Source organism: Streptomyces sp. NPDC111656 (assembly GCF_055656965.1).
On the sequence record NZ_JBVKCA010000005.1, the window covers coordinates 20,968 to 33,038 of the forward strand.

13 protein-coding genes are annotated in these 12,071 nt (G+C 69.8%); 6 read left to right on the forward strand and 7 right to left on the reverse strand.

Annotated features, from left to right (window positions below; genetic code table 11):
* The first annotated feature begins 76 nt into the window (after positions 1-76).
* The gene (locus ACZ7M3_RS16340; RefSeq protein ID WP_472063932.1) at positions 77-772 is read left to right on the forward strand and encodes a FadR/GntR family transcriptional regulator; all 696 of its coding nucleotides are present in this window, start codon (positions 77-79) and stop codon (positions 770-772) included.
* 9 nt (positions 773-781) lie between these two features.
* Here the strand turns inward: ACZ7M3_RS16340 and ACZ7M3_RS16345 are convergent, their stop codons facing one another.
* The 3 genes from ACZ7M3_RS16345 to fabG all read right to left on the reverse strand — a co-directional run bounded on the left by ACZ7M3_RS16345 (position 782) and on the right by fabG (position 2,770).
* On the reverse strand, positions 782-1,126 hold the full coding sequence (locus tag ACZ7M3_RS16345; protein ID WP_472063934.1) for a hypothetical protein: 345 nt from the start codon (positions 1,124-1,126) through the stop codon (positions 782-784).
* Between the two features lie 151 nt (positions 1,127-1,277).
* Complete coding sequence (fabI, locus tag ACZ7M3_RS16350; RefSeq protein ID WP_095855415.1) at positions 1,278-2,045, reverse strand: enoyl-ACP reductase FabI; 768 nt, start codon at positions 2,043-2,045, stop codon at positions 1,278-1,280.
* 5 nt (positions 2,046-2,050) lie between these two features.
* A complete protein-coding gene (fabG, locus tag ACZ7M3_RS16355) occupies positions 2,051-2,770 on the reverse strand; it encodes a 3-oxoacyl-[acyl-carrier-protein] reductase (protein WP_067364579.1) in 720 nt (239 codons plus the stop codon).
* A 228-nt stretch (positions 2,771-2,998) separates the two neighbouring features.
* Between fabG and ACZ7M3_RS16360 the strand changes: the two genes are divergently transcribed.
* From ACZ7M3_RS16360 to tyrS, 3 genes are read left to right on the forward strand one after another with little or no spacing between them, the layout of a single operon-like run.
* On the forward strand, positions 2,999-4,522 hold the full coding sequence (locus ACZ7M3_RS16360) for a TldD/PmbA family protein (protein WP_355623545.1): 1,524 nt from the start codon (positions 2,999-3,001) through the stop codon (positions 4,520-4,522).
* Complete coding sequence (locus ACZ7M3_RS16365; RefSeq protein ID WP_472063936.1) at positions 4,519-5,931, forward strand: metallopeptidase TldD-related protein; 1,413 nt, start codon at positions 4,519-4,521, stop codon at positions 5,929-5,931. Before ACZ7M3_RS16360 ends, ACZ7M3_RS16365 begins: the two co-directional genes overlap by 4 nt.
* A gap of 44 nt (positions 5,932-5,975) precedes the next feature.
* Complete coding sequence (gene tyrS / locus ACZ7M3_RS16370) at positions 5,976-7,244, forward strand: tyrosine--tRNA ligase (protein WP_472063937.1); 1,269 nt, start codon at positions 5,976-5,978, stop codon at positions 7,242-7,244.
* Between the two features lie 98 nt (positions 7,245-7,342).
* Here the strand turns inward: tyrS and ACZ7M3_RS16375 are convergent, their stop codons facing one another.
* The gene (locus ACZ7M3_RS16375; RefSeq protein ID WP_067364569.1) at positions 7,343-7,618 is read right to left on the reverse strand and encodes a GlsB/YeaQ/YmgE family stress response membrane protein; all 276 of its coding nucleotides are present in this window, start codon (positions 7,616-7,618) and stop codon (positions 7,343-7,345) included.
* A gap of 246 nt (positions 7,619-7,864) precedes the next feature.
* Between ACZ7M3_RS16375 and ACZ7M3_RS16380 the strand changes: the two genes are divergently transcribed.
* A complete protein-coding gene (locus ACZ7M3_RS16380) occupies positions 7,865-8,272 on the forward strand; it encodes a DUF3099 domain-containing protein (RefSeq protein ID WP_382264542.1) in 408 nt (135 codons plus the stop codon).
* A gap of 232 nt (positions 8,273-8,504) precedes the next feature.
* A complete protein-coding gene (locus ACZ7M3_RS16385) occupies positions 8,505-8,726 on the forward strand; it encodes a hypothetical protein (protein WP_351315161.1) in 222 nt (73 codons plus the stop codon).
* Between the two features lie 122 nt (positions 8,727-8,848).
* On the opposite strand, the gene moaA is transcribed toward ACZ7M3_RS16385, so the two are convergent.
* The 3 genes from moaA to ACZ7M3_RS16400 form a co-directional block, all read right to left on the reverse strand.
* Complete coding sequence (gene moaA / locus ACZ7M3_RS16390; protein ID WP_472063939.1) at positions 8,849-9,838, reverse strand: GTP 3',8-cyclase MoaA; 990 nt, start codon at positions 9,836-9,838, stop codon at positions 8,849-8,851.
* A 145-nt stretch (positions 9,839-9,983) separates the two neighbouring features.
* Positions 9,984-11,609 (reverse strand): solute symporter family protein, encoded by a 1,626-nt coding sequence (locus ACZ7M3_RS16395; RefSeq protein WP_351315088.1) that lies wholly within the window; start codon positions 11,607-11,609, stop codon positions 9,984-9,986.
* Complete coding sequence (locus ACZ7M3_RS16400; RefSeq protein WP_067364553.1) at positions 11,606-11,962, reverse strand: DUF485 domain-containing protein; 357 nt, start codon at positions 11,960-11,962, stop codon at positions 11,606-11,608. Before ACZ7M3_RS16400 ends, ACZ7M3_RS16395 begins: the two co-directional genes overlap by 4 nt.
* Positions 11,963-12,071 lie beyond the last annotated feature (109 nt).

Sequence of the window (12,071 nt, forward strand, 5' to 3'; positions counted from 1 at the left end):
CCAATCCCCTTGCGTTAATCTCCGGATTCTCCGGCCCCGCGCGAACGATCACACCGGGCCCGTACGAAGGACCGTCATGCCGCTGAGCCACCCCCGCCGTTCGGCGCTGTCCGAGCAGGTCATCGCCGAGCTGCGGAACCAGATCACTTCGGGCGAATGGCCGGTCGGCTCCCGCATCCCCACCGAGCCGGAGCTCGTCGACCAGCTGGGCGTCGCCCGCAACACCGTCCGCGAGGCCGTCCGCGCGCTGGCCCACAACGGTCTGCTCGACATCCGCCAGGGCTCGGGCACCTATGTCGTGGCGACCAGCGAGCTCGCGGGCGTGATGCACCGGCGCTTCGCCGACGCCGATCCGCGGCACATCGCCGAACTGCGCGCCACGCTGGAGTCGAGCGCGGCGAAGCTGGCCGCCGAGCGGCGCACCGAGCGCGATCTGAAGCAGCTCGACGCCCTGCTCGTACGGCGCGAGGAGGCCTGGGAGTCGGGCGACGCGGAAGCCTTCGTGGCCGCCGACGCGACCTTCCACCTGGCGGTGGTGGCCGCGTCCCACAACGACGTCATGACGGCGATGTACGCGGACCTGGGCGAGGTGCTGCGCGACTGGCTGCGCGAGGACGTCGGCGGGAAGCTGACGCCCGAGACGTACATGGACCACGCGCGGCTCGTCGACGCGATCCGCGCGCAGGACGCGGAGGCTGCGGGCTCGGAAGCCGGGGGCTATCCGTTCCAGTGCCGTCCGGGACGGCTCAAGCCCCTGGCCTCCGACAGCTGACGAACACGGTCACCTCTGGTGACTGACCCATGCCGACCGGACCTCCTCCCAGCACCGGCCGGCCAGCCGGACCGTCATCGCGGGGCCCGCGTCGACCACGTCGGTGTCGGTGTCGATGTCCCACCAGCGGTCGCACTCGACGTGCAGGGCGACCCGGTCGGTCTCCGGGTAGGGGTTGTGGCAGTACGCGGTCACGTGCGAACCCTGGACCGTGGTGCGACACTCAGCGCCGAAAGGCTGGGGGACGGGGAGTTTTCCGTGCACTGCGCGCGTGTGGGGCACGGCGTCGTACGGAAGAACCATCATGAAGGCGACAGCGGCGAACACCGGGGCAAAACGGCGGGACAGGCGCACAACGGGGACCTCCTCGGCCGTACGGCTGCGGGGCGGTGCGTAGTCCCAGCGTGCGCGGTGCGATGCCCCTGACGCCCGGCCGACTAGGCCGAACGGGCGACGCCCCGCTCCCCGCACTGCGGGAAACGGGGCGTCGGCCACATGGGGGAAATCAGGCGCCGATGGCGTGCAGTCCGCCGTCCACGTGGATGATCTCGCCGGTGGTCTTCGGGAACCAGTCGCTCAGCAGGGCGACGACACCGCGGCCGGCCGGCTCCGGGTCCTTGAGGTCCCACTCGAGGGGCGCCCGGGTGTCCCAGACGGAGGCGAGCTCGCCGAAGCCCGGGATGGACTTGGCGGCCATGGAGCCGATCGGGCCCGCCGAGATCAGGTTGGAGCGCACGTTCTGCTTGCCCAGGTCGCGGGCGAGGTAGCGGTTGACGGACTCCAGGGCGGCCTTGGCCGGGCCCATCCAGTCGTACTGCGGCCACGCGTACTGCGCGTCGAAGGTGAGGCCGACGACCGAGCCGCCGTTCTGCATCAGCGGCAGGCAGGCCATGGTCAGCGACTTCAGGGAGAACGCCGAGACGTGCATGGCCGTGGCGACCGACTCGAAGGGGGTGTTGAGGAAGTTGCCGCCGAGGGCGTCCTGCGGCGCGAAACCGATGGAGTGCACGACGCCGTCGAGGCCGCCGAGCTCCTCACCGACGACGTCGGCGAGACGCGCCAGGTGCTCGTCGTTGGTCACGTCGAGCTCAATGACCTTGGTGGGCTTGGGGAGCTTCTTGGCGATGCGCTCGGTCAGCGTGGGCCGCGGGAACGCGGTCAGGATGATCTCCGCGCCCTGCTCCTGGGCCAGCTTGGCGGTGTGGAAGGCGATGGAGGACTCCATCAGCACACCGGTGATCAGGACGCGCTTGCCCTCGAGGATTCCGCTCATGGTGATCAGTGACCCATTCCCAGTCCGCCGTCAACCGGAATGACGGCTCCAGTGATGTACGAGGCGTCGTCCGAGGCGAGGAACCGCACCGTCGCGGCGATCTCCTCGGGCTGCGCGTACCGGCCGAGCGGCACCTGGGCGACGATGCCCGCACGCTGCTCGTCGGTGAGCGCCTTGGTCATGTCGGTGTCGACGAAACCGGGCGCGACGACGTTGAAGGTGATGTTGCGCGAGCCGAGTTCGCGGGCGAGCGAACGCGCGAAGCCGACCAGGGCGGCCTTGGAGGCGGCGTAGTTCGACTGCCCCGCGGAGCCGAGCAGCCCCACGACCGACGAAACGAGGACGACCCGCCCCTTCTTGGCACGGAGCATGCCGCGGTTGGCACGCTTGACGACCCGGAAGGCGCCGGTGAGGTTGGTGTCGACGACGGAGGTGAAGTCCTCCTCGGACATCCGCATCAGCAGCTGGTCCTTGGTGACGCCCGCGTTGGCGACCAGGATCTCGACGGGACCGTGCTCGGCCTCGATCTCCTTGTAGGCCTGCTCCACCTGCTCGGTGTCGGTGATGTCGCACTTGACGGCGAGGCAGCCCAATGCGGTGAGGGCGGCCGGCGGCTCACCCGAGCGGTATGTGATCGCGACCTTGTCGCCGGCATCGGCGAACGCGCGGGCGATGGCGAGGCCGATGCCCCGGTTGCCTCCGGTGACGAGAACCGAGCGGCTCAACGGTTCACCCTTTCGATAGCTGTCTGAAACCCCTGCAAGACAGGCGCCTTCCTTGGAAACCTATCGGTCCCCCACGCCTCCCGGAGAATCGGGCACCGACAGTGGCGCGGGGGACTCACTGTCGGATCCCTACAGAAAGCCTCGATGCGCGGAGGGAAAAATGTGGCCCCCGGACCCGCCCGCGCGACATGATCGGACCCGACAGGCCACGACAGCAGGGAGACCTCCGTGCCTCATTCCATCGACGAAGCCTTCACGGCACTGCCGCTGCGGGCCCTGGCCGACGCCGCGCTCGCGCGGGCGCGGGCGCTGGGGGCCGAGCACGCGGACTTCCGGTTCGAGCGGGTGCGCAGCGCGTCCTGGCGGCTGCGGGACGCCAAGCCCGCCGGATCGTCGGACACCACGGACCTGGGGTACGCGGTGCGGGTGGTGCACGGCGGGACCTGGGGGTTCGCGTCGGGTGTGGATCTGACGATGGACGCGGCCGCGAAGGTCGCGTCGCAGGCCGTGGCGATGGCGAAGCTCTCGGCCCAGGTGATCAAGGCGGCGGGTTCCGACGAGCGTGTGGAGCTGGCGGACGAGCCGGTGCACGCCGAGAAGACGTGGATCTCGTCGTACGACATCGACCCCTTCTCCGTGCCGGACGAGGAGAAGGCCGGGCTGCTCGCGGACTGGAGCGCGCGGCTGCTCGCGGCCGACGGCGTCAACCACGTCGACGCCTCGTTGCTGACCGTCCACGAGAACAAGTTCTACGCCGACACCGCCGGGACCGTGACCACCCAGCAGCGGGTGCGGCTGCACCCGCAGCTCACCGCCGTCGCCGTCGACGAGTCCAGCGGCGAGTTCGACTCCATGCGCACCATCGCGCCGCCGGTCGGACGTGGCTGGGAGTACCTGATGGGCACCGGCTGGGACTGGGAGTCCGAGCTCGCGCGGATCCCGGAGCTGCTCGCCGAGAAGATGCGGGCGCCGAGCGTCGAGGCGGGGCTGTACGACCTCGTCGTCGACCCCTCCAACCTGTGGCTGACGATCCACGAGTCCATCGGCCACGCCACCGAGCTGGACCGCGCGCTGGGCTACGAGGCGGCGTACGCCGGCACCTCCTTCGCCACCTTCGACCAGCTCGGCAAGCTGAGGTACGGCTCCGAGCGGATGAACGTCACCGGTGACCGCACCGCCGAGCACGGCCTCGCGACCATCGGGTACGACGACGAGGGCGTCGAGGGGCAGTCCTGGGACCTCGTGAAGGACGGCACCCTCGTGGGCTACCAGCTCGACCGGCGGATCGCGAAGCTGACCGGCTTCGACCGGTCCAACGGATGTGCCTACGCCGACTCCCCCGGGCACGTGCCCGTACAGCGCATGGCCAACGTCTCGCTCCAGCCGGACCCCGCGGGGCTCTCGACCGAGGACCTGATCGGGGGCGTGGACCGCGGCATCTACGTCGTCGGTGACCGGTCCTGGTCCATCGACATGCAGAGGTACAACTTCCAGTTCACCGGTCAGCGGTTCTTCAAGATCGAGAACGGTCGGATCACCGGACAGCTGCGGGATGTCGCCTACCAGGCCACGACGACCGACTTCTGGGGTTCGATGGCCGCGGTGGGTGGTCCGGGGACGTACGTCCTGGGCGGCGCCTTCAACTGCGGCAAGGCCCAGCCGGGTCAGGTCGCGGCAGTCTCGCACGGCTGCCCGTCGGCTCTCTTCCAGGGAGTCAACATCCTCAACACGACGCAGGAGGCCGGTCGATGAGCGCTCGCTCCAGCCAGCAGAACAAGCCGCACGAGGTCGTCGAGCGCGCCCTCGAACTCTCCCGCGCCGACGGCTGCGTCGTGATCGCCGACGAGCACTCGACCGCCAACCTGCGCTGGGCCGGCAACGCGCTGACCACGAACGGGGTCACGCGCGGGCGCACCCTGACCGTCATCGCGACCGTCGACGGCCGTGAGGGCACGGCCTCCGGGGTCGTCTCGCGCGCGGCCGTGACCGCGGACGAGCTGGAGCCCCTGGTACGGGCAGCGGAGGCGGCGGCACGCGGCGCGGGGCCCGCCGAGGACGCCCAGCCGCTGGTCACCGGCGTGCCGGAGTCCCCCGACTTCACCGACGCGCCCGCCGAGACCTCCTCCGCCGTCTTCGCCGACTTCGCCCCGGCGCTCGGCGAGTCCTTCGCCCGCGCGCGTGCGGGCGGGCGCGAGCTGTACGGCTTCGCCAACCACGAGCTCGTCTCCAGCTATCTCGGTACGTCGACGGGGCTGCGCCTGCGCCACGACCAGCCGAACGGGACGCTGGAACTCAACGCCAAGTCGCCCGACCGGACGCGCTCGGCGTGGGCGGGGCGGTCCACGCGGGACTTCAAGGACGTCGACCCGGCCTCCCTCGACGCCGAGCTCGCGACCCGGCTCGGTTGGGCCGAGCGGCGCGTCGACCTGCCCGCCGGCCGCTACGAGACGCTGCTGCCGCCGACCGCCGTCGCGGACCTGCTGATCTACCAGATGTGGTCGGCGGCGGCCCGGGACGCGGCCGAGGGCCGAACCGTCTTCAGCAAGCCCGGCGGCGGCACCCGCGTCGGCGAGAAGCTCACCGAGCTGCCGCTGACCCTGCGCAGCGACCCGAACGAGCCGGGGCTCGAGTCCGCGCCCTTCGTGCTCACGCACTCCTCGGGCGACGACGCCTCCGTGTTCGACAACGGGCTGCCGCTGTCGGCGACGGACTGGGTGCGCGAGGGCACGCTGACCCGTCTGTCCACCACCCGGCACAGCGCGGGCCTCACCGGGCTGCCCGTCTCCCCGATCATCGGCAACCTGATCCTGGACGGCGGCGAGGACCGCTCCCTGGAGGAGATGGTCGCCGCCACGGACCATCGTGGGCCCTGTCTGCTGCTGACCTGCCTCTGGTACATCCGCGAGGTCGACCCGGCGACGCTGCTGCTCACGGGACTGACCCGGGACGGCGTCTACCTCGTAGAGAACGGCCAGGTCGTCGGCGAGGTGAACAACTTCCGGTTCAACGAGTCGCCGGTGGACCTGCTGTCGCGGGCCACGGAGGCGGGGCGCACGGAAAAGACGCTGCCCCGTGAGTGGAGCGACTGGTTCACTAGGGCTGCGATGCCCGCGCTGAGGGTGCCCGACTTCAATATGAGCTCTGTCAGCCAGGGCGTATAACCTCGTACCTGATTCACGAGACCACCCAAGGAGATACGAGAACCGTGACGGACATCGTCGACGAGCTGAAGTGGCGGGGGCTGTTCGCCCTGTCCACCGACGAAGATGCTTTGCGCAAGGCGCTCGCGGACGGTCCCGTCACGTTCTATTGCGGCTTCGACCCGACCGCGGCCAGCCTGCATGTGGGGCATCTGGTGCAGGTCCTCACCATGCGTCGTCTCCAGCAGGCGGGCCTGCGCCCGCTGGCCCTGGTCGGCGGCGCGACGGGCCAGATCGGCGACCCGCGCCCGACCGCCGAGCGCACGCTGAACGACCCGGAGACGGTCGCGACCTGGGTGACGCGCCTGCGCTCGCAGATCGAGCCGTTCCTGTCCTTCGAGGGCGAGAACGCCGCGGTCATGGTGAACAACCTGGACTGGACGGCCGGCCTGTCGGCCATCGAGTTCCTGCGGGACATCGGCAAGCACTTCCGCGTCAACAAGATGCTGACGAAGGACTCCGTGGCCCGGCGCCTGGAGTCCGAGGAAGGCATCAGCTACACGGAGTTCAGCTACCAGCTGTTGCAGGGCATGGACTTCCTGGAGCTGTACCGACGCCACGGCTGTACGTTGCAGCAGGGCGGCAGCGACCAGTGGGGCAACCTCACCGCGGGCCTGGACCTGATCCACCGCCTGGAGCCGCACGCAGGCGTGCACGCGCTGGCGACACCGCTGATGACCAAGGCGGACGGCACCAAGTTCGGCAAGACCGAGGGCGGCGCCATCTGGCTCGACCCCGAGATGACGACGCCGTACGCGTTCTACCAGTTCTGGCTGAACGTGGACGACCGGGACGTCTCGACGTACCTGCGCATCCTGTCCTTCAAATCCCGCGAGGAACTGGAAGAGCTGGAGCAGCAGACCGAGGAGCGCCCCCAGGCCCGCGCCGCCCAGCGCGCGCTGGCCGAGGAGCTGACGACGCTGGTGCACGGCGCCGACCAGACGGCCGCGGTGATCGCCGCGTCCAAGGCTCTCTTCGGCCAGGGCGAGCTGACCGGGCTCGACGGGCGGACGCTAGCCGCGGCGCTCTCCGAGGTGCCGCACATCCAGGTCGCCGAGCTCGGCCCGGTGGTGGACCTCTTCGCTGAGGTCGGCCTGGTGGCCAGCAAGTCGGCCGCGCGCCGCACGGTCAAGGAGGGCGGTGCCTACGTGAACAACGTCAAGGTCACCGCCGAGGACGCGGTCCCCGCCAAGGAGGACCTGCTGCACGGGCGCTGGCTGGTGCTGCGCCGGGGCAAGAAGAACCTGGCGGCGGTGGAGGTCACAGAGGCCTAGGCACGAGTCGCTGAGGGCTGGACACGCCGAGGGGGCGGTTTCCCGTGCGGGAGACCGCCCCCTCGGCGTACCTGATCAACGGGCTTCGCGCCGGCTCGTCAGGCTCGTTGCTTGTTGCCCCGCAGTGCCATGTACGCCATGTCGCCGAGGAAGACGATGATGATCGCGGCCACGAGCTGGAAGGCGTGGCGGCTCCAGTCGATGCCTCGGGTCTCGGCGACACCGACCGCCCGGGCGATCGCGTTGCCGACGATGGCTCCGAGGATGCCGAAGATGGTGGTCAGCCAGAGTGGGCTGTGCTGCTTGCCCGGCAGGATCGCCTTGGCCAGCAGGCCCAGCACGAAGCCCACGATGATCGCCCACAACCAGCCCATGTCTGCCTCCTAGTACGGCTCTACGTGAGCATTACGCCCAGTCTCGGCGTGTGCGCCATACGGCGCATGTCGGGCGCGGCCGTACGCGGTACGGCGCATCATGTCCACCCGGGCCGGGCCCGCCCCGGTCTCGAAGGCGACGGAGCCGCGGCGTAACGTGGGACGTGTTCGGGCCTGCTTCCAGACCGGGGTTCGGGCCGGGTACGGGCCGGGGAGAGTCCGACACAGAGCAGGTGGTGGAACGTGATGCGGAAGCAGAGCAAAAGCGAGGTCTTCCGGATCACCGGGGCCAGGCAGGGGCTCGACGAGGACGTCCGCGGCAGGCAGCGCCGCTATGTCATCTCGATGTCCGTCCGCACGGTCTCCGTGATCCTCGCCGCGACCCTCTGGAACGTGGAGCGGCACGTCGCAATCGTCGCACTGGTACTCGGCATACTCCTCCCCTACATCTCCGTGGTGATCGCCAACGCCGGACGGGAGAACGCGCCGTCGCTGCCGTCGACGTTCGTCAACGTGCCCGGCCCTGCGATGATCGCGCCGCCGCGCCCGGACGCCTCCGCGGAATCCGTCCCGGAGGACGTCGTGACCGACCCCGGGGTGCGTCCGGGAGGCGGCCCGCACGAGCGGGCCGAGCCCGACTCGACCCTCACCTGACCACGGGGGATCCGCCGAAAACGGAATCCGATCGCGCACCAAGCTCAAGAAAAGCTCAGATCAATCATGTTGTTCCGGTGCCGGGCAGCGGGCTAGCCGTGACATACTTCGTACGCGCTCCGCATCCCCCGTCGGAGCGACAGACCGACGCCGGGCAGCTCCCCCCGTGGCTGCTCGGCGTCGCCTTTTCGGGGCCGTTTAGGGTTGAGGCGTGACTTTCCCGCTCCCCGACATGTCCCCGGCCCCCAGCACTCCGCAGTGCTCCGCCAAGGGCTGCCGCACCGATGCCGTGTGGGTGCTCGCCTGGAACAACCCGAAGCTGCACACGCCCGAGCGGCGCAAGACGTGGCTCGCCTGCGAGGAGCATCGCGAGCACCTGTCCACGTTCCTCGGCGTGCGGGGCTTCTTGAAGGACGTGGTGCGGCTGGAGGACTGGGCGGAGCCAGGGGTCTGAGCTCGGCTCGTACCAGGGGTCTGAGCTCACCTCGTAACGGCAGTTCGCCGACCGCGGACCGGTGGTGGCCGGCCGCGCAGTTCCCCGCGCCCCCTGAAGGGGCGCCTGCCTCGACGGGGTTACTAGCCGCCGATCGCGGACATCGGTCTGGCCGGCTGGAGGAAGGACGGGTCGTCCAGGCCCGAGCCCGCTTTCTTGCCCCACATCGCGAGGCGCCAGATGCGGGCGATCTCCTCGTCGGGGGCGTCCGAGCGGAGAGCGGTGCGCAGGTCGGTCTCCTCGGTGGCGAACAGACAGTTGCGTATCTGGCCGTCGGCCGTCAGGCGCGTACGGTCGCAGGCCGCGCAGAACGGGCGGGTGACCGAGGCGATCACGCCGACGCGGTGCGGGCCGCCGTCCACGAGCCAGCGCTCGGCCGGGGCGGAACCCCGCTCGTCGGCGCCCGCCTCGGTGAGCGCGAAGCGCGTCCGCAGCGAGGCGAGGATGTCGCCCGCGGTGACCATGCCCTCGCGCTTCCAGCCGTGCTGGGCGTCCAGGGGCATCTGCTCGATGAAGCGCAGCTCGTAGTCGTGCTCCACCGCCCAGGCCAGGAGGTCGGGGGCCTCGTCGTCATTGAGGCCCGGCATCAGCACGCAGTTGACCTTGACGGGGGTCAGGCCGGCGTCGCGAGCGGCTTCGAGGCCCGCGATGACGTCCTGGTGGCGGTCACGGCGGGTGAGGGTCTTGAAGACATCGGGGCGCAGGGTGTCCAACGAGACGTTCACCCGGTCCAGGCCCGCGGCCTTCAGGGCGGCGGCGGTGCGCTTGAGGCCGATGCCGTTGGTCGTCAGGGACATCTGGGGCCGGGGTTCGAGCGCGGCGACCCGCTCCACGATGCCCACGATGCCGGGGCGCAGCAGGGGTTCGCCGCCGGTGAAGCGGACCTCGGTGATGCCGAGGCGGGTGACCGCTGTCCCGATGAGACGGACGATCTCGTCGTCCGTGAGCAGGTCGGGCTTGGCCAGCCACTGCAGGCCCTCTTCGGGCATGCAGTACGTGCAGCGGAGATTGCACCTGTCCGTCAGTGAGACGCGCAGGTCGGTGGCCACTCGGCCATAGGTGTCGATGAGCACGTGGGCCCCCTCCCTCGTTGCGGAACACTTCTACTCGACACGATCGAGCCTACGTGACGCGACTGACATCAACCCCGGCCGGATCCCACGAGACGCGGCGCGGCCGCGTCGTAGAGATCTACGACGCGGCCGTCGGCGAGGGGGATCAGTGTGCTCCGGTGCCCGTCAGCGACCGCACCTCCAGCTCGGCGTACTTGCCGGCGTCCGGCTCCTCCTTGGACAGGAGCGTGCCGAGCCAGCCCAGCAGGAAGCCGACCGGGATCGAGATGAGGCCCGGGTTCTCCAGCGGGAACCAGTGGAAGTCGACGTCGGGGAACATCGAGGTGGGCTTGCCCGAGACCACCGGCGAGAACAGCACCAGTCCGACCGCCGTGACCAGACCGCCGTAGATCGACCACAGCGCGCCCTGGGTGGTGAACCGCTTCCAGAAGAGGCTGTAGAGGATCGTCGGCAGGTTGGCGGAGGCGGCGACCGCGAAGGCGAGCGCGACCAGACCGGCGACGTTCAGGTCGCGGGCGAGGGCGCCCAGCAGGATGGACACGGCGCCGATGCCCACCGTCGCGTAGCGGGCGGCGCTCATCTCCTGTTTCTCCGTGGCCTGCCCCCTCTTGATGACGTTCGCGTAGATGTCGTGCGCGAACGAGGAGGACGAGGCCAGGGTCAGGCCGGCGACGACGGCGAGGATCGTGGCGAAGGCGACGGCGGAGATGGAGGCGAGCAGGATGGCGCCCCAGTTGGAGTCGACGCCTCCCAGGTGCAGTGCCAGGAGGGGCGCGGCGGTGTTGCCCGCCTTGTTGGAGGCGATGATCTCGTCGGGTTTGATCAGCGCGGCGGCGCCGAAGCCGAGGGCGAGGGTCATCAGGTAGAAGGCGCCGATGAGTCCGATCGCCCAGTTCACCGACTTCCGCGCGGTCTTCGCCGTGGGCACGGTGTAGAAGCGGATGAGGATGTGCGGCAGGCCCGCGGTGCCCAGGACCAGCGCCATGCCCAGGGAGATGAAGTCCAGCTTGGTGGTGGACGTGGCGCCGTACTTGAGGCCGGGCTCCAGGAAGGGCGCGCCCTTGCCGCTGTTGTCGGCGGCCTTGCCGAGCAGGTCGGAGATGTTGAAGTTGAACTTCAGCAGCACCAGGAAGGTGAGCAGCAGGGCGCCGATGATCAGCAGGACGGCCTTGACCATCTGGACCCAGGTGGTGCCCTTCATGCCGCCGATGGTGACGTACACGATCATCAGGACGCCGACGAGGGCGACGATGCCGATCTTGCCGCCGTCGCTGGTGATGCCGAGGAGCAGCGAGACCAGGACGCCCGCGCCGGCCATCTGGGCCAGCAGGTAGAAGATCGACACGACGATGGTGGAGGTGCCCGCGGCCGTACGGACCGGGCGCTGGCGCATCCGGTACGCCAGTACGTCGCCCATGGTGTAGCGGCCGGAGTTGCGCAGCGGCTCGGCGACGAGGAGGAGGGCCACCAGCCAGGCGACCAGGAAGCCGATGGAGTAGAGGAAACCGTCGTAGCCGAAGAGGGCGATCGCGCCGGCGATGCCGAGGAACGAGGCCGCGGACATGTAGTCGCCGGAGACGGCCAGGCCGTTCTGGAAGGCGGTGAACTGTCGTCCGCCCGCGTAGAAGTCGGCGGCGTCCTTGGTCTGGCGGCCCGCCCAGACGGTGATGACGAGGGTCGCGGCGACGAACACCGCGAAGAGGGTGATGATCAGCGGCCGGTGCTCGCTGGCCTCACCGGCGGCGAGCACGGTCGTCTGTACGGGGCTCATGCGTCGCCCTCCAGCCGGGACTTGATCGCTTCGCCCTTGGGGTCGAGCTTCGCGGCGGCGTACCGCGAGTACCACCAGGCGATGAGGAACGTGGTGAGGAACTGGGCGAGCCCGAGGACCAGGGCGACGTTGATGTTGCCGACCACCTGAGTGCCCATGAAGTCGCCCGCGTAGTTCGAGAGCAGGACGTACAGCAGGTACCAGGCGATGAAGGCGACGGTCAGCGGGAAGGCGAAAGAGCGGTGCGCGCGGCGCAGTTCGGCGAATTCGGCGCTCTCCTGCACCTCGACGAACTGCTCGGTCGAGGGCAGCCGGGGATCGGCCTTCGAAGGGGGCGGTGCGTCGGTGGCCACGAAGTCTCCTCGCGTTGCGGGTGCGGTTACGACGGCGGACGGGGGCGAGTCTGGGCTCGCGGACGGGGACGGCTGGGGTGCGGACATACGGTTGCGACCTCACAGTGAC

Coding starts and splice junctions, on each gene's coding strand:
- ACZ7M3_RS16340 (WP_472063932.1), top strand. CDS start 77: ATGCCGCTGAGCCACCCCCGCCGTTCGGCGCTGTCCGAGCAGGTCATC.
- fabI (WP_095855415.1), bottom strand. CDS start 2,045: ATGAGCGGAATCCTCGAGGGCAAGCGCGTCCTGATCACCGGTGTGCTG.
- ACZ7M3_RS16365 (WP_472063936.1), top strand. CDS start 4,519: ATGAGCGCTCGCTCCAGCCAGCAGAACAAGCCGCACGAGGTCGTCGAG.
- ACZ7M3_RS16375 (WP_067364569.1), bottom strand. CDS start 7,618: ATGGGCTGGTTGTGGGCGATCATCGTGGGCTTCGTGCTGGGCCTGCTG.
- ACZ7M3_RS16380 (WP_382264542.1), top strand. CDS start 7,865: ATGCGGAAGCAGAGCAAAAGCGAGGTCTTCCGGATCACCGGGGCCAGG.
- ACZ7M3_RS16385 (WP_351315161.1), top strand. CDS start 8,505: ATGTCCCCGGCCCCCAGCACTCCGCAGTGCTCCGCCAAGGGCTGCCGC.
- ACZ7M3_RS16395 (WP_351315088.1), bottom strand. CDS start 11,609: ATGAGCCCCGTACAGACGACCGTGCTCGCCGCCGGTGAGGCCAGCGAG.